The 20,361-nt window shown below is 54.1% G+C and carries 22 protein-coding genes; 2 read left to right on the top strand and 20 right to left on the bottom strand.

Annotated elements, in window-relative coordinates; genetic code table 11:
- Positions 1-73 precede the first annotated feature (73 nt).
- The 4 genes from C0623_10265 to C0623_10250 all read right to left on the bottom strand — a co-directional run bounded on the left by C0623_10265 (position 74) and on the right by C0623_10250 (position 1,496).
- Complete coding sequence (locus C0623_10265; GenBank protein PLX99075.1) at positions 74-517, bottom strand: DoxX family protein; 444 nt, start codon at positions 515-517, stop codon at positions 74-76.
- Positions 514-1,017 (bottom strand): rhodanese-like domain-containing protein, encoded by a 504-nt coding sequence (locus tag C0623_10260; GenBank protein ID PLX99074.1) that lies wholly within the window; start codon positions 1,015-1,017, stop codon positions 514-516. The genes C0623_10265 and C0623_10260 overlap by 4 nt, the downstream gene beginning before the upstream one ends.
- A complete protein-coding gene (locus C0623_10255) occupies positions 1,017-1,208 on the bottom strand; it encodes a hypothetical protein (protein PLX99073.1) in 192 nt (63 codons plus the stop codon). The genes C0623_10260 and C0623_10255 overlap by 1 nt, the downstream gene beginning before the upstream one ends.
- Positions 1,209-1,316: 108 nt before the next feature.
- Positions 1,317-1,496: a hypothetical protein gene (locus C0623_10250; GenBank protein PLX99072.1), complete on the bottom strand. Its 180-nt coding sequence runs from the start codon at positions 1,494-1,496 to the stop codon at positions 1,317-1,319.
- Between C0623_10250 and C0623_10245 the strand changes: the two genes are divergently transcribed.
- On the top strand, positions 1,495-2,127 hold the full coding sequence (locus C0623_10245) for a hypothetical protein (protein ID PLX99071.1): 633 nt from the start codon (positions 1,495-1,497) through the stop codon (positions 2,125-2,127). The genes C0623_10250 and C0623_10245 overlap by 2 nt on opposite strands.
- A 678-nt stretch (positions 2,128-2,805) precedes the next feature.
- Here the strand turns inward: C0623_10245 and C0623_10240 are convergent.
- From C0623_10240 to C0623_10210, 7 genes are all read right to left on the bottom strand, one after another.
- Positions 2,806-3,186 carry a desulfoferrodoxin gene (locus tag C0623_10240; protein PLX99070.1) on the bottom strand — a complete coding sequence of 127 codons (381 nt, stop codon included), beginning with the start codon at positions 3,184-3,186 and terminating at the stop codon, positions 2,806-2,808.
- Between the two features lie 169 nt (positions 3,187-3,355).
- Entirely contained in the window at positions 3,356-4,243 is an 888-nt protein-coding gene (locus C0623_10235; protein PLX99069.1) for a protoheme IX farnesyltransferase, read from the bottom strand.
- Positions 4,244-5,599 (bottom strand): cytochrome c oxidase subunit II, encoded by a 1,356-nt coding sequence (gene coxB / locus C0623_10230; GenBank protein PLX99068.1) that lies wholly within the window; start codon positions 5,597-5,599, stop codon positions 4,244-4,246.
- Between the two features lie 12 nt (positions 5,600-5,611).
- On the bottom strand, positions 5,612-5,896 hold the full coding sequence (locus C0623_10225; protein ID PLX99067.1) for a cytochrome-c oxidase: 285 nt from the start codon (positions 5,894-5,896) through the stop codon (positions 5,612-5,614).
- Between the two features lie 26 nt (positions 5,897-5,922).
- A complete protein-coding gene (locus C0623_10220) occupies positions 5,923-6,528 on the bottom strand; it encodes a cytochrome C oxidase subunit III (GenBank protein ID PLX99066.1) in 606 nt (201 codons plus the stop codon).
- A complete protein-coding gene (gene ctaD, locus C0623_10215) occupies positions 6,525-8,162 on the bottom strand; it encodes a cytochrome c oxidase subunit I (GenBank protein ID PLX99065.1) in 1,638 nt (545 codons plus the stop codon). Before ctaD ends, C0623_10220 begins: the two co-directional genes overlap by 4 nt.
- Before the next feature lies 1 nt (position 8,163).
- A complete protein-coding gene (locus C0623_10210) occupies positions 8,164-9,024 on the bottom strand; it encodes an SCO family protein (GenBank protein PLX99064.1) in 861 nt (286 codons plus the stop codon).
- Positions 9,025-9,201: 177 nt separating this feature from the next.
- Here C0623_10210 and C0623_10205 point away from each other — a divergent pair, with 177 nt between their 5' ends.
- Positions 9,202-10,041, top strand: a complete 840-nt coding sequence (locus tag C0623_10205) for an ion transporter (GenBank protein PLX99063.1) — start codon at positions 9,202-9,204, stop codon at positions 10,039-10,041.
- A gap of 16 nt (positions 10,042-10,057) precedes the next feature.
- Here C0623_10205 and C0623_10200 read toward each other — a convergent pair whose 3' ends face one another.
- The 9 genes from C0623_10200 to C0623_10160 form a co-directional block, all read right to left on the bottom strand.
- Positions 10,058-10,774, bottom strand: coding sequence for a hypothetical protein (locus tag C0623_10200; GenBank protein ID PLX99062.1), 717 nt, complete (start codon positions 10,772-10,774; stop codon positions 10,058-10,060).
- Between the two features lie 57 nt (positions 10,775-10,831).
- Positions 10,832-11,431, bottom strand: coding sequence for a DUF924 domain-containing protein (locus C0623_10195; GenBank protein ID PLX99061.1), 600 nt, complete (start codon positions 11,429-11,431; stop codon positions 10,832-10,834).
- Positions 11,432-11,437: 6 nt separating this feature from the next.
- Positions 11,438-12,145 (bottom strand): hypothetical protein, encoded by a 708-nt coding sequence (locus C0623_10190; protein ID PLX99060.1) that lies wholly within the window; start codon positions 12,143-12,145, stop codon positions 11,438-11,440.
- 285 nt (positions 12,146-12,430) lie between these two features.
- Complete coding sequence (locus C0623_10185) at positions 12,431-13,147, bottom strand: hypothetical protein (GenBank protein ID PLX99130.1); 717 nt, start codon at positions 13,145-13,147, stop codon at positions 12,431-12,433.
- Between the two features lie 116 nt (positions 13,148-13,263).
- The gene (locus C0623_10180; protein PLX99059.1) at positions 13,264-14,403 is read right to left on the bottom strand and encodes an MFS transporter; all 1,140 of its coding nucleotides are present in this window, start codon (positions 14,401-14,403) and stop codon (positions 13,264-13,266) included.
- 3 nt (positions 14,404-14,406) lie between these two features.
- Entirely contained in the window at positions 14,407-15,639 is a 1,233-nt protein-coding gene (locus C0623_10175; GenBank protein ID PLX99058.1) for a peptidase M48, read from the bottom strand.
- 236 nt (positions 15,640-15,875) lie between these two features.
- Entirely contained in the window at positions 15,876-16,667 is a 792-nt protein-coding gene (locus C0623_10170; GenBank protein ID PLX99129.1) for an alpha/beta hydrolase, read from the bottom strand.
- Positions 16,668-16,730: 63 nt separating this feature from the next.
- The gene (locus tag C0623_10165) at positions 16,731-17,969 is read right to left on the bottom strand and encodes a hypothetical protein (protein ID PLX99057.1); all 1,239 of its coding nucleotides are present in this window, start codon (positions 17,967-17,969) and stop codon (positions 16,731-16,733) included.
- Between the two features lie 308 nt (positions 17,970-18,277).
- Complete coding sequence (locus C0623_10160; GenBank protein PLX99056.1) at positions 18,278-20,338, bottom strand: hypothetical protein; 2,061 nt, start codon at positions 20,336-20,338, stop codon at positions 18,278-18,280.
- Positions 20,339-20,361 lie beyond the last annotated feature (23 nt).

The following is a 20,361-nucleotide window of genomic DNA, read 5'->3' as shown; positions in this document are numbered from 1 at the left end:
TATCAGTTGTCAGTTGGCAGTTGGCAGTTGGCAGTTGGCAGTTGGCAGTTGGCAGTTTTAAGCTTACTGCTTACTATCTACTGCCTTTCAATTCCTTTTTCGAATACTTATTGCGCAAATGAAAAACGAAATGCGCCAGCGCCAGAATCAGGACATTGCGCAACAACGCCTGCTGTGGAGTCGAGTGTACGTTGGGGCCGAAACATCCGCAGTCAATATTCAAGCCACGATAGATCACCGTTGACAGGGCAACCATGAAAACAATACTGAGCACACCAACAACGAGTGCCGCCGGTCGAACCTTGCGGTTCATCAGCAGGAGCAGCCCGCAAAGCAGCTCAATCCACGGTAAGACTGCAGCCGCAACATAATTCCACTGGTACGGCAGAATCTGGTAGGCCGCGATCTGGCCGGCAAAGGCCGGAGCATCGCTGATCTTCAGACTCCCGGCATAAATAAAGAAGGCGCCGAGAATGACCCGGCAGAGATGGTAAGAGAGCCGGCCGCTCCGTTTCATGGCGTGCCTCCTTCAACCGGCAGTCCGGCATCCCGCCACTCCGGATATCCCGCCTCGTAGACCATGACGTCGTTATAACCGAGCCGCAGCAAGCGCACGGCAAGGTCATAGGAGTCAATGCAGCCATAGCCATTGCAGTAGACAATCAGCGATCGGGTACCGGGATACTTTTCCGAAAAAACCGGCAGGCGTTCTTCAACTTCATCCATCGGCAGAGAAACGGCACCCGGTAAATGCCCCGTACGGTAAAGCTCTGCAATCCGGGCGTCAATCAGCACCGAACGGTTCATCAACTTCTGCACATCCTGAAGGGTCACCGGAACCGGGATCGGCTCATCAACGGCGGCATCAGGGAGCGCTGTGGCCACGACCTTTCCGGAAAAAGAAGCCATCAACATCTGGTGATTAAAAGCGAGTCCGATTGCCATTGCAAAACAGACGATAATAACAGCTTCGACACAAACCCGCTTCAGGTTGCTGTAATCAAATTGCAGGCTCATTATTCATCCGGAGAGACTTGATTCTCAGGTTCAAGCGATTTCATCATTTCCTGCATTGAGCGATGTTCACGCGTCAGTTCTTCGATCCGCTTGTGACAGAATGCGAGTTCGTGACTCAATTCTTCAAGCAGCTGCGACTGGTCCATAAATTTCAGTTCAAGATTGGTCAAGCGTTCTTCGTTTTCAGACATGGCGACCTCCGAGCAGGTATGCTAGCAAAATAGGGGACGAGGATAAAGGTTAAAGGTAAGTTCCGGTACAATAGAAATTGTCGCGACCAATTTACCGGGTGCAGCTGTTTACAGATAAATTTGACCATCCTGCCCGGTTTTAGTACCCTCGATCAAAAGAGATGACAGCTTGTGAGGCCGTTTTTGCCTTACCCCCAGGGTCGTGGTGAATAATATCCTCGGCTCGTTTATATTCTGTACACCCTCCTTCCATTCAATACTTTCATCATTTTTTTTAGGAGAAAACATGGCAACCCGTAAAGAGATTCATGACAGAGTACTCAATGCAAAAAGCAAGGAAGAACTGGCAACAGCCTACAGTGAATGGGCTGAGCGTTACGATAGTGACCTGATCGATGAAATGGGCTACGTCGCCCCGGCGATAGCCGGTCAACTCCTCGATGACCATGTCAAAGACCGGGCCGCCAGAATCCTGGATGCCGGTTGCGGTACCGGGCTGGTCGGCGCAGATCTTTACCAAAAGGGCTATCGCAACCTGGAAGGGCTTGACTATTCCGAACAGATGCTGAAAAAGGCCGAATCGAAGGAGGTCTATACCCGACTCTACCAGGGGGATCTGACCGCTAAGCTTGATTTCCCGGAGAACAGCTTCGACGCGATTATCAGTGTCGGCACCTTTACCTGCGGTCACGTCGGTCCGGAAGCTTTTAGCGAGCTGATTCGCATTACCAGGCCGGGAGGCTATATCTGCTTTACCGTCCGCGACAAGGCCTGGGAAGATGATAATTACCGCACTGCCATGGATGAAATCGAAAAGAGTGGCGCCTGGAAACGTCTGCAAGAACAGGCGACAGATTACATCCAGAAGGAAGGATCGAGTTGCAATGTCTGTGTCTATCAAAAAGCGGAGCACGCCTAGTTAAAGATATAGCCCGGATTTGAGTTTGATTTGAACCGGGCAACTTGCGGTCTTGATTGGCTGGATAGGGACACTGACCTGAGTTCAGAATACAGGAGAACCGCGCGGTCGCGGCCGCGCACTCCGCCATACTCTTTTATTAAGCCATAAAAGAGTATGCAGAAAACGGCTCCCTTGCAGGGGGCTTTTGTACTCGGTCTGAATTGCTTCTGTTCAACAGTGCAATTCGAGAGTTTGCCTTGAGGCAAACGCGGCATGCCTCCGTGGCGGTTGCGGTCGGGCTACGGATCATTGGTGCGGGAAAAAGGGGCGAGCTCAAGAGCTCCGGTGGTGATTCAAAATCATAATTTGATTTCCTATCGGAGTCGGGAACGACAGTGACTGACGGATTGAAATCGGCGCAGTGAGGGAACCTGATCATCAGGCGGACTCGCTGGAGTGTCTTTCTTTTGCTTACTTTTCCTGGACAAGCCCTTCGGCTGGCTCAGGATAGGCAAGAAAAGTAATGAGCAGGCCGGGAGATACCGGCGAACTGGTTTTTTGTTTTCAGGGTGCAGTTAAAAACGTGTGGAGGAGTTTAAGTACGCACCACCTGATTCCCGGTAAAATGCGATGAACCACAAAAAAGGCTCCCCCAGACGGGGGAGCCTTTTGCTTCTCATCAGCTTGAGCAGTCTATCAGGCTTCGGCTTTCCACTGTCCGTGCTTATTGCAGTATTCACGGGCGGTCACTTTGTCGGCATCGATATTGAAAACCGCTTCCGGGGCATCGCCCGGATTCAGAAACTGGGTGTAGGACTTGCCGTCGGCGAGCAGCTCAATCCACTGGATGTAATGATCATCTTCCATCGGATGGGCAACGCTACCGACGGTGACCTTGATCGAACCGTTCTGCTTTTCGATCACCGGTACATGTTTTTCAACCGCAGCATCGACGGTATTTTCATCCTGCAGTACCATCTCCTGGCCGCAACAAACCAGGCTGCCGCCACCTTCGTTGACAACCTCGGTAATAATTCCGCAGACTTCGCATTTGTACACCTCAAGTTTTTTCGCCATGGCAGGTCTCCTTTATTGATTGTGTGTTTGGGTTGAGCCAGTGCCAAGGGTCGGATGATGACCCTTCGTCTAACTTAAACTTATATATTACCACACAAGTCTTCTTTTGCAAGTCGGTATTTTTTCAAGGACGGCTGATGCCGCGAACGCGGTCAGAATCGACATGAAGCTATCCGAGCGCCGATATAAAAGAGACGAAAACGTCTCCCTTTGCGGCAAACCGATCAACCGCAACGGCCACGAAAAGAAGGGTCATAAAAAGATTAAGTTGAACAAAAAGGCGACCGCTGTCAGCCGGCTCTGGTTCTCTTCGGTGATAACGTACGAGCGCACCACCGAGTAGCAGCATCGCAATTGCTACAGCGATCCGGCTCAGGTCGGCCCTGATTAACCCGGAGAGATTGGCAAAACCGACGCCGGCCAGCAGGGCAACGATCCAGACCAGGCTGAGGTAGCGCAAGCGCCCGGGCCGGATCCGGGTGAACAGGTTCGGCAGGCCGCTGCGTCGGGCATCTTCCGGATACGCCAGCGCCAGCAGCCAGAAATGCGGAACCTGCCAGAGAACGACGATGGCGCAAAGCATCAGGATCGGGGAGTCGAATATCCCTCCCCCCGAGAGAACCCATCCCATCAGGAGCGGCAGGGCGCCGCAGAGAGCGCCGGGAAGAACAGCGAAAGGGGTCACTTTTTTGAGTGGGGTATAGACAAGGTTGTACCAGGTCAGGGCGAACAGGCCGAGGAGTAAAACCTGCACCTCTCCGGTAGCAGCCAACAGGGCAAGACCGATTCCGAGAAACAGCGCAGCAATAACGATCCCGCTTGAAACCGTGAGTTGGCCGGTAACCAATGGCCGGGTACGGGTCCGCACCATCCGTGCATCGACCTCTTTTTCCTGGGCCTGATTCAGAGCCGAGGCGCCGGCCGCAAGCGACCAGACGCCAAGACTGAGCAGGATGGCGCCGCGCCAATCAGGACCGGCCGGATGAAACAGGTAGCCGGCGAGGGCCGAGAAAGCAACCAGGATCGAAAGATGTGAGCGGGTCAGGCGTCCGAGCATCTATTCCATTTCCTCAAGCGTATCAATCATCGCTTCAACTTCTTTTTCCGAGAGCCCGGCCGCCGGCATCACCGGCGGATAGCCGACCACGATCTCGACCGCCGGCTCATTGATGGCACGATACAGATATTGCCGGTCACTGGTCAGCGTTGTGGTCGCTCCATCCTTTTCAACCTCGACCTGGCGCCCGACGATCCCTTTGAAAGAAGGACCAACCATACGACTGCCATCGGTCGAATGACAACCGAGACAACCGTTTTCCTGCAGCAGTTTCATGCCGTCCATGGTCAGTTGTTCCGGATCGTTGGCGACCGGCCCGGTTTTTTCTTCCTTATCTTCTGTTTCGGCGGCGTGTTCCTTCACAGTTGAATCGGGTTGTTCAGATTCGACAACTTTTTCATGCTCAGCGCTAACCACCGCTTCCCGAACCTCTTCCGCCCCCTCCTGTTCGTCCTGCATGAGGTAATCGACCATCTGTTCAAGCTCGTCCGCGCTGACACTGTCGGCAAACGGCGGCATCGCCGGCGGGAATCCCTTGACTATTTCGGCATTCGGCTGGTTGATCGCCCTTAGCAGGTAGTCGCGATCAGCGGAAATAGTTTTTTCGCGACCGTCGACTTCGACAACCGTCTGCCGACCGGCAATCCCCTTGAAGGTCGGTCCCACCTGTTTTGCACCATCAAGTGAATGACATCCGAGACAACCATAATTCTCCATCGCGACCAGTCCGGGATGCCTTTCATCCGGCTCTCCGCTGCCGGCCAGCCAGGCGTCAAATTCGGCCGGTGGCACCGCCTCGATCGTTGTTATCATATCGGCGTGGGCGACACCACAGTATTCGGCGCAGAACACGTCATAGGAGCCGGCTTCGTCGGCGACAAACCAGGCATAGTTTTCCATGCCGGGAACACAGTCGCGCTTGACCCGGAAGGCAGGGGCAAAGAAACTGTGCAGAACATCATCAGAGGTTAGTTTGACCTTGACCGGCGTTCCGACCTGCACATAGAGCTTGTCACTGGTCTTGCCATTTTCGTAGGTAAAGAGCCACGACCACATCCGGGCAGTGCCCTGTACGGCCATAGCATTATCGGGAATACGGCGCAGCGAAAGGTAACCTTCCCAACCAAACCAGAACATCATCAGGACAATGATGGTCGGAATGACGGTCCAGGTCACCTCGAGCCAGACATTTTGATCTTTCTGCGACTCGGGAACCGGGCAGCGCTTGCGGTTGTAACGGTAGGCAAACCAGACCATCGCCACAACGATTCCGACCAACATCACCGCGCTGACGCCAAAAATAAAGTAGAAAACAGGATCGACCGCTTCGACGGTCGTTAAAGACTGCGGATTCACGCGAATACCCCCTTAGCGGTAAAGCACATCGAAGAAAGTAAAGCCGATAAATATTGCCAGGATCGTCAACGTCGAGATCAACGCGATCTTGAACAGCGGCTGTTCGTATTTCATGTGCATGAAAAACGCAACAACCAGACCCGACTTCAATGACGCAATTCCCAGGGCCACCCAGATATTGAACGCACCGAGGTTATACTGGGCGACCCAGACTGTCACTCCGGTCAGGATGAGCAGGGCCGACCAGACAATGGCAAATAATTTATAACTGACGATATGTTCGTGTTGTTCAGACATAAGTCACCTCGATATCCCGGTCCGAATCAATGCAGGATCAGATAATATAAAGGAAAGATAAAAATCCAGATCAGATCGACCAGATGCCAGTATAAACCTGCGTTCTCCAAAACAACCCAGTCTTCGGCATTGACCGAACCGGACTTGATCTTGAACATGGTCCAGCCGATAATTATGGCACCGATAACCACATGAACGCCATGCAGCCCGGTGGTAATATAATAAATTGAGAAGAAGATTGATTCGCCCGGCGCAATTTCGTGCATATGCGGCGACCCGGGATAGAAGCCATGATGGATCTTGGCGCTCCACTCGAAAAACTTGTTCACCATGAAGATGGCGGCAGCAATAATCGTCCCGCCGAGCAGCCCCTGGCAAAGCGCCGTCTGTCCCCGCCGCAAAGCGGTAATTGACATCGCCACGAAAAGTGAACTGGTCAAAAGCACCAGGGTATTGCCGCCGCCGAAACGGACATCGAGCTCGCTACCGGCTGAAATAAATTCCTGCGGGTAGCGCTGAAGATAGACCGAGTAGAGGATGAACAGCCCGCCGAACAACAGCACTTCGGTGAAGAGAAAAAGCCACATCCCGAACTTGGCGCCGGTGTAGTCCTTGTGCACATGCTCGCTCATAAGATTCCCGCCTTCTTGAAATCATACGGCCCGTGGGTTACAACCGGATCATCATCAAAGTTTTCCAGAGGCGGCGGTGTCGCGACCTGCCATTCGAGGGTGGCACCGCCCCACGGATTTTCAAGTTCCATCGGTGTGCCCTTGAAGAGGCCCCGGAACAGATTGACAAACATCAGCAGCAGACCGAAACCGAGCACCCAGGAGCCAAAGGTCGAAACCATATTCATCGTGGTGAACTCGGGGATATAATCGTAGTACCGCCGCGGCATTCCCATAATTCCGACCGCCTTCATTGACATATAAAGGATATTGAAGCCGACGAAGATAATGACCCAGGAGATCGTGGCAATCTTCTTGTCATACATCCGGCCGTAGAACTTCGGCAGCCAATAGTGCATGGCGGCAAAAAAGGCCATACCGGTCCCACCGAACATTACATAATGGAAATGTCCAACGACAAAGTATGTATCGTGGACATGGACATCGGTCGCGGCCGAACCGAGGATCAGGCCGGTGAGGCCACCGATCGAGAACAGAAGGATGAACGAAAGGGCAAAAAGCATCGGCGGATCAAGCAGAATCGACCCTTTGTGCATGGTAGCGAGCCAGTTAAACACCTTGATCGCCGACGGGATCGCAACAATAAAAGTCAACAGGGAGAAGACCAGAACCGCCATATCGGACATGCCGCTGGTGTACATATGGTGCGCCCAGACCAGAGAACCGGCGAAAGCGATGGCAAGACTCGAGACGGCGATCGCCTTGTAGCCAAAGGCCGGCTTGCGCGAGAAGACCGGAATAATCTCGGAGATGACCCCCATCCCGGGAAGGATCATGATGTAGACCGCCGGATGCGAATAAATCCAGAAGAGATGCTGGAACATGATCGGGTCGCCGCCGAGATTCGGATCGAACAGCCCGGTCCCGAGTAGGCGCTCAATAAAGAGCAGGGCGACGGTGATACCAATCACCGGCGTCGCCAGGAGTTGAATCCAGGCGGTCGCATAAAGCGACCAGATAAAGAGCGGCAGCCGGCCCCAGGTCAACCCTTCGGCCCGCATCCGGTGGATGGTCGTCAGAAAATTGAGCCCGGTCAGGATCGAAGAGAAACCGAGTACGAACACCGCCAGCGCCGCCAGGGAGACATTGGTCGTGGTCTCGACACTGAAGGGGACATAGAAGGTCCAGCCGGTATCGGGCGGCCCGCCACCGGTGAAGAGTGCTGTAACGGCCATCACCGCACCAATAACATAGAGCCACCAGGAAAAGAGATTCAGCCGCGGGAAGGCGACATCGCGGGCTCCAAGCTGGATCGGCAGGACCAGGTTGCCAAAGGCTGCCGGAATACTCGGAATAATAAAGAGAAAGATCATGATCACCCCGTGCAGGGTGAAGGTCGCATTGTAGGTCTGCGCCGACATGATCGTCTCACCCGGGGCGAAAAGTTCCAGACGGATCAGCAGCCCGAGGATGGCGCCAATGATAAAAAAAGCAACAATACACCAGAGGTAGAGCAGCCCGATCCGCTTGTGATCGGTCGAGAAAATCCAGGAAAGAACCCCCCTGGCTCCGTACTTTCCACCCTCATCAAAAAAACCGCGGTTGCCAGCGGCCGGCGTTACAGCATCAGCCATATCAGTTTCCCTTTTTCTTCTTGCCGCCGAAAAACAGAAAGGCCATGAAGGCGACGGCGGTCAACAACACCACGGAACCGGTGACCCGGAGGATGTTGAAGACGTAGGTTTTGTTTTCCGGATCATAACTGAAACAGAAGCGAACAACTTTTTGAATGGTCGTCCCGAGTCGCCCTTCGGACGCCTCGATAAAAGCCAGAGTGATATCTTTCGGCAAAAAACGGGTGCCATGCAGGTAACGAACGATCATCCCGTTTTTATCAACAACAAAAATGGCGACCGGATGAAGAAACTGGCCGTCATGCATTTTCTTGAAGCGATATCCGGCCGCTCCGGTCAGCTTCATGATGGCGTCATGATCACCGGTCAAAAAACGCCAGGCGCCGTCAGGATACTCCCCCTTCATCGCCTTATAATACATCTCCCTGTTTTTCGTAGCCAGTTCGGGCGTCTCGGTATCATCAAAACTGACCGAAAGAACCTGGTACTCTTTCCCCGGTTTTTTTTTGATATCGGGAAGAACCCGGGCCAGGTCACTCTGTAAAAAGTTACAGACATTCGGACAACGGTAATAGATCGGGGCAATAATCGTCGGACCATTGATCAAACTGGCCAGCGTAACCGGCTTTCCGGTTTCATCGCGAAAGGTCAATTCAAGCGGAATGGTCGCACCGATCTTCTCATCGAGGCCGACGCCGGGGTCATCGTCCGGCATCTCGGCATGCTGATGCTGGCCCTCCTTCGTCATCTTCATACCGGAGTGTTCCATCGCCTCTTTTGCCAGAGCTGGATCCGCCTGGGTGAAAAGCAGAACCAGCGCACAGAGAAGAGTACAAAACGCCGACTGTCTGGTCGATATCATTGGGCTGCTCATTCTTTTTGAGGTTGATTCAGGCAGAACTGATGCCTGACATAAAAATAAATATTATCAGAATGATACTCCCTTTGCCAAGAAATACAATAAATGACCGTTTTGGTTGGCAATCGGGCCGGCCTAAAAGATTGACCGGCCGCCGGCGGTAGGATAAATTCTATCGTTATGGAACAGTACAACAAACCGGATCCACCCGAATCGCGAAAAACCGAAAGCTGGCGCTACCGCGTACACGAGGTGATTTTCGAAGCCGACACGCCGGCCGGCAAACTGTTCGACATTCTGCTAATTGCGAGCATTCTGATCAGCGTTATTGCGGTCATGCTCGACAGTATCGAATCACTGCGTCTGCGCTTCGCCGGGCAGTTCTACGCGATCGAATGGTTTTTCACCATTCTCTTTACGATCGAATACGTCCTCCGGTTAAGCTGCGTCGGAAAGCCGCTGAAGTATGCGCGCAGTTTTTTCGGCATTGTCGACCTGATGGCAATTATCCCGACTTACCTCAGCCTGCTGCTCCCCGGCAGTCAATATTTCCTGGTGATCCGGATTCTCCGTATCCTCAGGATATTCCGTATTCTCAAGCTGGTTCCCTACCTCGGCGAAGCGCAGCTGCTGATGCGGGCGCTGAAGGCCAGCGGCCGGAAAATCACCGTCTTTCTCTACACGGTGCTGACCCTGGTCGTCATCTTCGGTTCATTGATGTACGTGATTGAAGGAGGAGACAACGGCTTCACGAGTATCCCGCGCAGCATCTACTGGGCGATCGTCACCCTGACCACGGTCGGCTACGGTCAGGTCGCTCCGCAGACGGGACTGGGACAGTTCCTGGCATCCGGTATCATGATCCTCGGCTATGGCATTATCGCCGTTCCGACCGGGATCGTGACCGTCGAGATGACCCAGGCCTACAAGAAAGTTTCAACCCAATCCTGTCCGGAGTGCAGCGCCGAAGGACATGACGCTGATGCCGTCCACTGCAAATTCTGCGGCAGCAAATTGTAACGGGGATCCGGAAGTGTCAATGCTTTCCGGAGTGAATGAATTCCTCGATATGGGCTCTCTTTTCGGGCGGCAGGCTTTCGAACTGAACCCCGAATCCAACCGGCAGATGCGGCTTGCGCGACCATTCAGGATGATTAAGCCAGGCGACACGGCCGCGGCAACGAACAGCCTCATCATCATCCGGCAAGGAGAATTCGAGGATAATCGATGAATCGACCGGGCGCAATTTCCCGGTTTCAATGAAGGCGCCGCTACCGGAAAGATTGAGGATCGAACAATCACGAAGGCTCTCACCATCACCTCCGCACAGCCCCTCAAACTGGACAAATCCGCGAAACTCATAGCGATCGGCAAAGACCTTCAGCATCCGGTAGGTCGCAGCCATCAGCTGTTTGGTACTCAGGGGGCGATGCAAAACCTCATCACAACCCGATTCGCGACACCGTTCCCGTTCATCATTATCTTCATAATGGGCAATCAACGCAACCGGAGTGCTGTGCAAATCGGCATCTTCCTTAATTCGACGGCAAATCAGGTCACCACTTTCACCTGCCATATCGAGGGTCAGAATCACAAGAACAGGCCGCAACCGCCGGATCGCCAAGAACGTATCCTCTGCGCCGTTGACGTCGTAGGTCACAAACCCGGCGCGTTGAAAAAGGGAGTTTTTTATCGCGGCATGCAGTTCATGGTCGTCAGCCAGGACAACAACGGTTGAATTCATATCCTGCATGGAGTCCTCCGGCAATATCCAGATCGACAGCACATAATTGAAGTTTAACAGGAAATATCAGAATGACGACCCTGGCTGCTTGAGAAATTCAATCTCATCCGGAGTCGATCTCCGGCCGAGAATTTTGTTTCGATGGGGGAATCGATCAAAGCGGGCGATGATCTCATAATGGCGAACCGCATAATCATGGAACGATTCACAGGCCTGGCGCTGGGCCGGTGTCGCAGCATCGATCAACTGTTGAAAAGCTGCCACCGAGCGGCGCTGAATCTCGATCTTCTCGGAATGCTCCAGCGGCAGATAAAAAAAGGCCCGTTCAATGACCGACAAGTCGAGGTCCTGCGCAATGCCAAGGCCATCCTGACAAATCGACAGCGCCTTTTCATCGCAGGCAAATGCCTGTGGGGTTTTGCGAAAGATATTGCGGGTAAACTGGTCAAGCAGGAGGATCAGGGCGAGTCTGCCGCGCGCAGTCCCTGACCAGGAGTCGTACTCACCGGCGGCGGCCCGCTCAACATCATCAAGAAAGTTATCGCGAATCAGCTGATCGGTCTCGTCCAGGCCGCCAAACCAGAGCCGGCTCCGCTCAGGCGACACCGGCTTGTCCGGCTCGAGGGCACCGAACCAGAACATCAGAATGTCATCGTGCCGCGTCATCTCTCTCTACGATTGAGTCAGCTGGGAATCGACGAAAGCAGAGACCAATTCCTGATCTTCTTCTCCCAGATCGAGAAACTGAACCCCCATACCGGGCGGCAGGTTTTCACACTTGATCCAGTCCGGATGATTCACCCAGGCGACCCGGGCGGTGCAGCTGATCAGATCGGAACCATCACCCAATTCAAACTGGATCTGCAATCGATAATCGATCGGCAGCAGGTCTTTCGTTTCAATAAAAGCCCCGCCGCTGTTGATATTCCGGATCCAGCCCTGATGCAGTTCATCGATATCAGACCCGCAAGAGACCATGATAAAGGTTTCGAACCGGGGCTTAGTTCGGTCGAATACGCCGAGCAGGTGGCTGGCCGAAGTCAGAAACCGCTGGTGTTCAATCGGCCGGGAAACAATCGCATCGACATCGATGCTGCTGATTTCATCATCCCGCTTGCGCGACTCGTTCGGAATAATCAGGATCAGCTGAACCTTCCCGAGGTTTGCATCTTCCTTGATCCGGCTGCAGAGAGCCGGGACATCAACGCCGGGCATCTCAAGGTCGAAAACAGCCAGCGCCGGATTGAGGTCATTGACCTGCTGAAAAACATCACCAGCGGCGTCAGCTTTCACAAATTCAAACCCGGCGCGCTGCAGAAAAGAGTTTTCAAGAATATCCCTGACCACAGCATCATCCGGTAAAAGAACCTTGACTCCCATTTGGAACCCTCCACAATTCAGTTTTAAACTGTATTTTTAAATAGTTACCGTAATAAAATGCAATCGTCAAGCCAAGAAAAAGCCGGATGCAGCAGATTACTGCATCCGGCGAAATCATTCTTGGCTTATACTGCGGGATTTTCAGGATTTTTCAGGCGATCCCCTTTTTCTCAATTTCCTGAAAATCGACATTTCCGGTGCCGAATCGTGTTCCGAATCGAATCCTGCTTTTTTCCGGGAAGCGGTCGGATGACAAAATTTGGCACCGGGTCGGCCCAATCAGGGTCAATCCTGTTCGAGGATCTCTTTCAGCTCAACTTCGAAAATCAGTGTCTTGTTCGGCTCGATAACCGGCGGCGCACCCCGGGTACCATAGGCCAGGTCGGCCGGAACGAAAAGCTTCCATTTGCCGCCTTCCTTCATCATCTGCAGCGCCTCGGTCCAGCCAGGAATGATTCCCTCGACACTGAAATTAGCCGGCTCACCCCGCTTGTAGGAGCTGTCAAACTCGGTGCCGTCAATAAACATGCCGCGGTAATCAACGCTGACGTTATCGGTCTTTTTCGGCGATGCCCCATTCCCTTCGACAAGAACTTCATACTGCAGGCCACTGTCGGTGGTGACAACACCGCTCCGTTTTCCGTTCTCCTCCAGGAACGCCGTCCCCTCGGCGAGATTGGTCGCCGCCATGCCATCCATAACTTCCTGTTGTTTGGCGAGCGCCATTTCCTGAAGCTTCTGCAGAGCCGCAAGCGCTTCTTCCTGACTCAGCAGGGGTTCGTTCCCGGCGAGAACATCGTGGATACCCTGGGCGATCAGATCCGGATTCATCTCCATGCCACGTGTTTTGAAATCCTGCCCGAGACTCATGCCGATACTGTAGCTGGCCCGATCAAGGGCACTCGTCGGGACTTCTTCGGAGCGCATATATTTACCCCACTCGGCAGCGGAGACAGTTCCGGCAAAAAACAGGAGAGCAGCAAACAGCATCATCAGTTTTATCATTGTTGTTTTCATCAATATTCCTTTCAGGTCAATGGTTCATTCCATTTATTTTATTCAAAACAGCTCAAAGAGATACCTTAACAATCCCCGTCTGTCAACCGCAGGATGCACAGTCAGGTTCCGTCAATATTAGCGCGAGACCACAGGGTTGCCACTGTCAGCAGACCGAACAGAACAATCACGATCAGAATAATGATAAAACTCGACCAGCCGTATGCCCGGTAGGCCAGCCCCGGCAGGCTCGATCCGAACATCCCGCCGGCATAGTAGAACGCGACATAGAGGCCATTGACCATCCCTTTGTTCTCCGGCGCCAGGCTGTTGACAAGCCCGCTCGCCGCCGAATGGACGAGAAACAGCGCCCCGCAGAACAGAAACAGCAATACGAAAAGAACCAGCGTATCCGGCAACATCATCCCGGCCAACGCCAGACCGAAAAAAAAGAGACCAAGCAGCATCGCCCGGATCGGGCCGCCGAGAAGATCAGAAATCCGGACCGAATAGATCGCGGTAAAGATTCCCAGAACGTATCCGCTGTACATGAAGCCGATCCGCATTTCCGAAGCGCTGCTGTCAAGCTCGGTCACCCGGAACGGCAGAAAATTCATAATGGCGGCAAAAACAAAGAAAAAACAGAATACGGTGACGTAAATTTTGAGATAACTTTTCCGGCGCAGCACCGTCAGTACAAGATCAAGCTTCGGCTTGATCGTTTGCGATTGCCGGCCAGCCTTGAGCCGACCGAGGAGAAAAAAACCGAGAAGCAGGCTGATCCCGAGGATCAGGAAACTGAAGCGCCAGCCAAACAGGGAGGCAATGGCTCCCGACATCAACCGGCCGAGGAAACCGCCCATGATGGTGCTGGAGATGTAGACGGCCATTGCCTTGCGAATCTGGCCCGGTTCGGTCTCGGTCGAAACATAGGTCATCAGAGCCGTCAGAATCGCCGGCATCAGCATTCCCTGGAAGAGACGAAGACCGAGCAACACGGCAAAAGAGTCGACCGTCATGAAAAAGAATTCCGAGATGGCCAGCAGGAAAACGGCAACGCGCAGCATCTGGCGGGGAGTAAACGATTCGAGAATATAACCGTACAGCAGCGGCGCAACACTGAGGGGAAGGAAAACAACCGTTGTCAGCATCGCCGCCGCATCACGGCTGACGCCAAACTCTTCGGCGAGAACCGGCAACAGTGGCTGCGGGGCATAGATTGCCGAAAAGGCGAGAATCGTGATGTAGATAACAACCGCCACGGGTTACCTTCCGAGCAGCCTTCCAACCCGTTCAGCCAGGGCCGGATGCGAATAGTAAAACCAGGCATAAAGCGGGTGCGGATGCAGGTTGGCCAAATTGTCGCGGGACATTTTCACCAGCGACGACGCCAGGTCTTTCGCTTCACCGTGCAGTTCACAGGCAAATGCATCGGCCTGCCATTCATCCCGTCGCGACAGCCAGCTTGAAAACGGCGTCAGCGGAAAAGACAGGATCGAGATCACAAACCCGATAATAACCAGTTGACTGAAAAATGAGGCCGTATCCAGTCCAAGCAGCGATGGCAGCCAGCCCTGGTCGAGACAGTACCAGGACGCCCAGAAGAACAACAGCGTCAGCAATTCCGTCTTGACCAGGCGTTTCCAGATGTGCCCTTTTTTCCAATGGCCGATTTCATGGGCGAGGACCGCCAACGCCTCATGATTCGTCAGCTTTTCGAGCAGGGTGTCAAACAAAACGATCCGCTTGACCTTGCCGATTCCGGTGAAGTAGGCGTTGCCATGTCGACTGCGCCGCGAAGCATCGACCTGCTGGATCTTGCTGATCGTCAGGCCCGCCTTTTCCGCCATCGACCGCACCCCTTCTTCCAGACCCTCCTTCTGCACCGGCTCAAACTTGAAGAAGAGCGGTTCGATGACATACGGCGACAGATGCATCAGAAACAGGGTGACCAGGGCAACAAACCCCCAGACCCAGAGCCACCACCATTGTGGTGAAGATGCGATCAGGGCAAAGGCACCGCCGAGGAGGATTCCGGAGATAATCAGTGAGAGTGCCGCCCCCTTGGCCAGATCACTCAGCCAGAGCCGCAGCGTCATCGTATTGAAGCCGAACTTCTCTTCGAGGACGAAGGTCCGGTAGAGACTGAACGGGATACCGATCAGGCCCTGAATGAGGCCGAGGATCAGGAAAAAGATCAGCCCGTGCAGGATAAAACCGAAACCGAATGAGGCGATGATTTGATCGTACCAGGGAAATATCGGGCTGAAGAGGTAGAGGCCGGCAATGATGCTGCCGAGCAGCGACTCAACCGCCTCGACCCGGTCCTTGGCCAGGGTGTAGTCGGATGTTCTGGTCAGGGTCTCGGCATCAATTGCCCCCGCAAATCCGGCCGGGATTTCGTGACCATGTTTTTTGAGATGGCTGATATTGAGTTGGCGCAGAAAAAAACGGACCAGTAAAACCAGTACGAAGAGGATGATAAAAACTGTTTTCATTTAAGAAACCTGACTATAAAGAAATTGACCGCAAAAGCGCAAAGTTCGCAACGTAAAATCCGAGTGTTCAGATCAAAAAACTCTTTAACGCAGAGGCGCAGGCTGACGCCGCCGAGAAAACAAACATCGAGAAAAGATTCAAGGTAAAAGCCTTAAAACCAAAAAGCCTGTAAAGGTTTTGGCTTTCTCTGCGTCTCTGCGCCTCTGCGTTAAAATCGCTTTTAGGCTTTTTTGCTTTAAAAGCGAGCCAGAAACCGCAGAATTGCCTGATTGAACACCTCCGGCATCTCCATGTTGACCATGTGACCGCCGCCGGCGATGAGCACTCCCTCGGCATCCGGCAATCCGTCGACCAATGTCCGGTAATGCTCGAGCGGAATCGCCTTGTCCTGGTCGGCGCCGAGCACCAGGGCCGGCAGCCGGAACCGGTCGAGCCGGTCGGCATAGTCCGGCCGCTCGCGCATCGCCGCCAGGCCGCCGATCAGACCTTGCGGGGTCACGGCTTCCATCCACTGGCGGACCTCGGCAACCAGCTCCGGCTGTTGATCGGCAGTCTCATCAGCGAACAGTACACCGACAAAGGTTTCGGCAACTAGTGCCTTGCGGCCAGTCTCAACTGCATCGATCAGCTCATCCCGTTTCTGTTTCCCCGCTTCGTCGTCAGCGGCCGCCCGGGTGACCAGGAACATCGCTCCGGAAATCCGGTCAGGATATCTTTCGAGAAGGTTCATCAGCACGTAGCCACCCATCGACATCCCGCCAACCACCGCTCGCTCGATTTCGAGATAATCGAGGAGCCCGATAAGATCGTCGGCATAGACATCCATCGCGACATTACGGCCGCCCCCTTCCGAATCACCGAAACCGCGCAGGTCCGGCAGGATCAGCCGATAGCCGGCTGCAATTAACGGCTCAACCTGCGGCGCCCACATCTGGCGCGACAAGGGAAATCCGTGGATCAGAACCACCGCCGGCCCTTTGCCGAGATCGTCGTAATGGATCGTGCTTTCGTTGATTTTCAGTTGCATCGCTTTTTTCAATCATGGATTCCCGATCAAGTCGGGAATGACAAGCAAAGAACTTTTCAAAGATTACTTCTTCGGGGACACTTCCCCGAGGGAAGTGTCCCCCGCGATACCTGCGTTATTCGCTGCGATATCGTTCAGCAACGCCTGCCCAACCAGGTCATTGAAACCGAGCAGCGGCGTCAAACCGGATGCCGTCACCACCAAGACCCGGTAGCGGATGAAAAATGCGCAGCACAGCCCGAAGACCAGGAGAATCGAGCCGGCCCAGACCAGCGGTTCTCCCGGATCCTTCGAAATCTGGAAGCCGACATACCAGAAGCCGAACTCGTCCTGGTTATAGGCGGTCTGATAAAAGGCAACCCCCTTGTAAACGAGAGGATGGTTGACCATGATCCGCTGCTGCTTCACCACCTCGCCGTTTTCGAGAATCGAGGCATCGGCAATAATCTGCCGGACAACAGGATCACGAAACGCCGTCGGTTTGATCACCAGGAATTCATCGAGGAAATTGGTGACCTCCTCCTTGCTCGCTCCCGGCAACCCTCGATAAGATCCGATCTTTTGACCCTCCCGGAAAATATCGAGACTCAACGCCTTGTCGAAAGGTTCGAAGTTGACGATTCGGGCCGTTACCCCCTGCAGCGGCAGTTCGATCATCTCCCCTTCCTGGGTCACGTACTCCTCGATCAGTTCCCTCGTCTGCGGATCGTAGGCACCGATCTTCAGTTCAATCGGGTAGTAGTCGAGCTCGAAATGATCGACCCGGAATTCAAACCCGAGGGGCCGGTCCAGTCCGACATCCCAATTGAAATAGGTTATCGTGCTTTTACCTTCAGGCACCATCTGGGTCCCGACAAAGCCGAATTCAGCCAGAATGCCACCGAGCATGATAATCAGCAGCGAGACATGAACGATCGTCGAGCCCCAGCGGCCGAGGCGGCCACGGCTGGCGAGCAAACCGTTTGTACGTCGCTCAACCCGGAACGTCTTCTGCAATTCCCGTTCAAGGGCTTCAAAATCCGCACCGTTGGAGGTTTTCTCTGCCTCTTCATGCAGCCGCTCGCGAAAACGCTTCTTGTCGTCGAGGTTCCGTTTGCATGTTTTCCAGGTACAGGCGGCGATGTTAAGAGCCAGCAAGAGGAGCAGAATACGGTACCCGGTCGACTGATAGAAGTAATCGAAGCGATTATCTTCAACCTTGCCGAGGGTGCCGAAAATAGACACAAAAGAAAGACCGAGCAGCAGGGTCAAGGTCAGCTTCAGCGATGTAAAAAAACGTAAAATCATATAATTACCCATCATAAGGGACACTCCCCATTGGGAAGTGTCCCCCTGTTAATTTTCAGGATACTAACATATCACGGAGTTCATCCCAACGGGAAGTGTCCCTGGTGATGGGTGATGGGTAAAGAAAAGGGCGCTTTCTGGTGAAAGCGCCCTTGATAGGTCAGTTATTTTATCTGTTCTTGTAGTCTCTGTTGTTTTGTAGCGGATGTGATCACCACCCTGCTACTCGGTTATCGGTTCTCCCTTCATTGCCAGGTCGATGTTCACGCCCATCCGGAAAGGTTCCCCCGGATGGGCGTGTGTTCTTACTCCTTCTTCGACCGTTACGGCAGCTTGGTATGACAGACCGTACAGTCTGCTACGGCGCCGGTGTCCCAGGTCGGGGTCGCGATGCCATTATGACAGCTGACAGAGGAACAACTGCTGTCGGCCTCGTAGGTCGGCGCTGCAACCTTCATCTGGTCGAAGCTGGTGCTTGCCTTGTAGCCGTCGGTCCGCGTCCAGTTGTCGTTCAGTTCGGTGACGGTGGTGATGTCATCACGAACCTGGGCACGCGACTTGTAACCCGTGAGGGTGTCGAAGGCAACGTCGGCCTGGGCGTTGACGTGGGTACTACCCGTCGTGTCGATCGCCATGTTGCCCTGCAGCGCCGCAGTGCCGCCGTCGTGGCAGGTGGCACAGACGCTGTTCTGGTCGTTAAACTCAACGGTGACCGTGTCGTTATGACAGGTCTGGCAACCGATGGTATCGGAGGTTGCAGCGTTACCGTGAGCTGCGGCGCCCGTACCACCGGAGGCCATCAGGCCAGCGGTACCGCTGTACAGGGTCTCGTAGTGGATACCGACCAGGTGGCTACCGTGGGTACCGCTTGACGGAGCGTTGTTGTGACACGAAGCACACTCGGTGCCGTCGGTCGGCAACGCGCCACCGTACCAGTTCGGCGTAAGTGCGTAGTTACGGCTACCTGCTGCCTGAGCATCAGAATGACAGTAGATGTTCGAGCAGGTGACGCTGCTACCACTGGTGTAGGTGGGAGTGTCCGGAGTCTCTGTATTCTTACTCTTCGGACTGGTTGCCGGAGGCGTTTCACCAGTCGGATCCAGGTCAACATTCAGACCGGCAGTCGGGTGACCGGTGCCCTCACCAGCCGGGTGACACTCACCGCAGCCGAACATCGGTGCGCCGTTGACCCAGGTCGTGGTGTACCAGCCGTTGGTACCGTAGTCACCGGCAGTAATTGACTTGGTGCCGAGGAAGGTCGCGACGTCAGTGTGGCTGGCGTGGACGCCATTCTTGCCGCCATCGATATCGGCATTGTGGCAATCGGTACAGGTGTCGCCACCGGAAGTATAAACAGCGCCATCGACGTGCAAGGCCTTGCCGGCCAAGGTGAAGCTGACATTGTCAGTATCGACGTTATCATGGCAGGCATTACAGTTAGTGTTGTTCGGATGCCCGTTCGCCGGGGTCGGCGGATAACCGTGACAGTTATCACAGTCGTTTACATTACCAGCCATCATGGGTGTTGCCCAGTCAAGAGCAATGCCTTCATCTCCACCCCAGCCATTACCAATGGCACTGGAATCGTGACAGTAGGTCGTGGCGCAGCTGGTCGGCGTAGTGCCGTTTGCGGATGCGATGCCGCCCCAGGTGAGCACGGTAGCGCAGTCCATATGACCAGCGGTATTGACATTTTGTACATAAGTACCAGCGGTATCCTTCGGATCCACGTGACACTGATTACAAGTGATCGCTGCCGAGATACCGCTGGCGGCGTTCAGGTGAGCAACGTGAGCACCGACCTCAGTGTCGGTATTCGCTGTGTCGCCGTTGGTGTCACGGCCGTCAGTCGGATCGGCAGCCATACCATGACAGAGAGAACAGTCACTGGATGTGGTTGAGGCGCCCCATGTCGGCGATGCCGAGCCATGACAGTTGGTGGTTGCACAAGAATTACTGGTGAAGTTGGAGTTGACAGCATCGTCACCACCATCGGCAGCAGTTACCGTAACCTGACGGAGCTGGTCAACGTGATTAGCAGCAGTACCAATGGTGGTGCTATTGGTGACCGTAGCGCTATGACACCTTTCGCAACTGTAACCAAACTGCGAGGTACCAGATACATCAGTACCGATATGTGCAAGGTGTGTCGCCGACAAAGTCGTGGTTGTACCGGCACCACCGTGACAGGAAGTACAAGTCATCGCTGCACCACCCCAGGTTGGATTGGTGTATGCGACAGGCGTGGCCAAACCATCAGAGTGACAGTAGACCGCGCTACAATCTGTGCCGCCACCGTAGGTCGCAGCCAGATCAACATCCCGGGTCCCGTTGATGTGCTGACGCTTGTCGGCAATCGAACGGTCGTCGGCATTCACGGTCACGTTGTGACAAGTGTTACAGGTCT

It is taken from the genome of Desulfuromonas sp., assembly GCA_002869615.1.
Taxonomy (GTDB): domain Bacteria; phylum Desulfobacterota; class Desulfuromonadia; order Desulfuromonadales; family UBA2294; genus BM707.
Note: the sequence above shows the minus strand (reverse complement) of the source record. Positions and strands in the feature narration are given on the sequence as shown.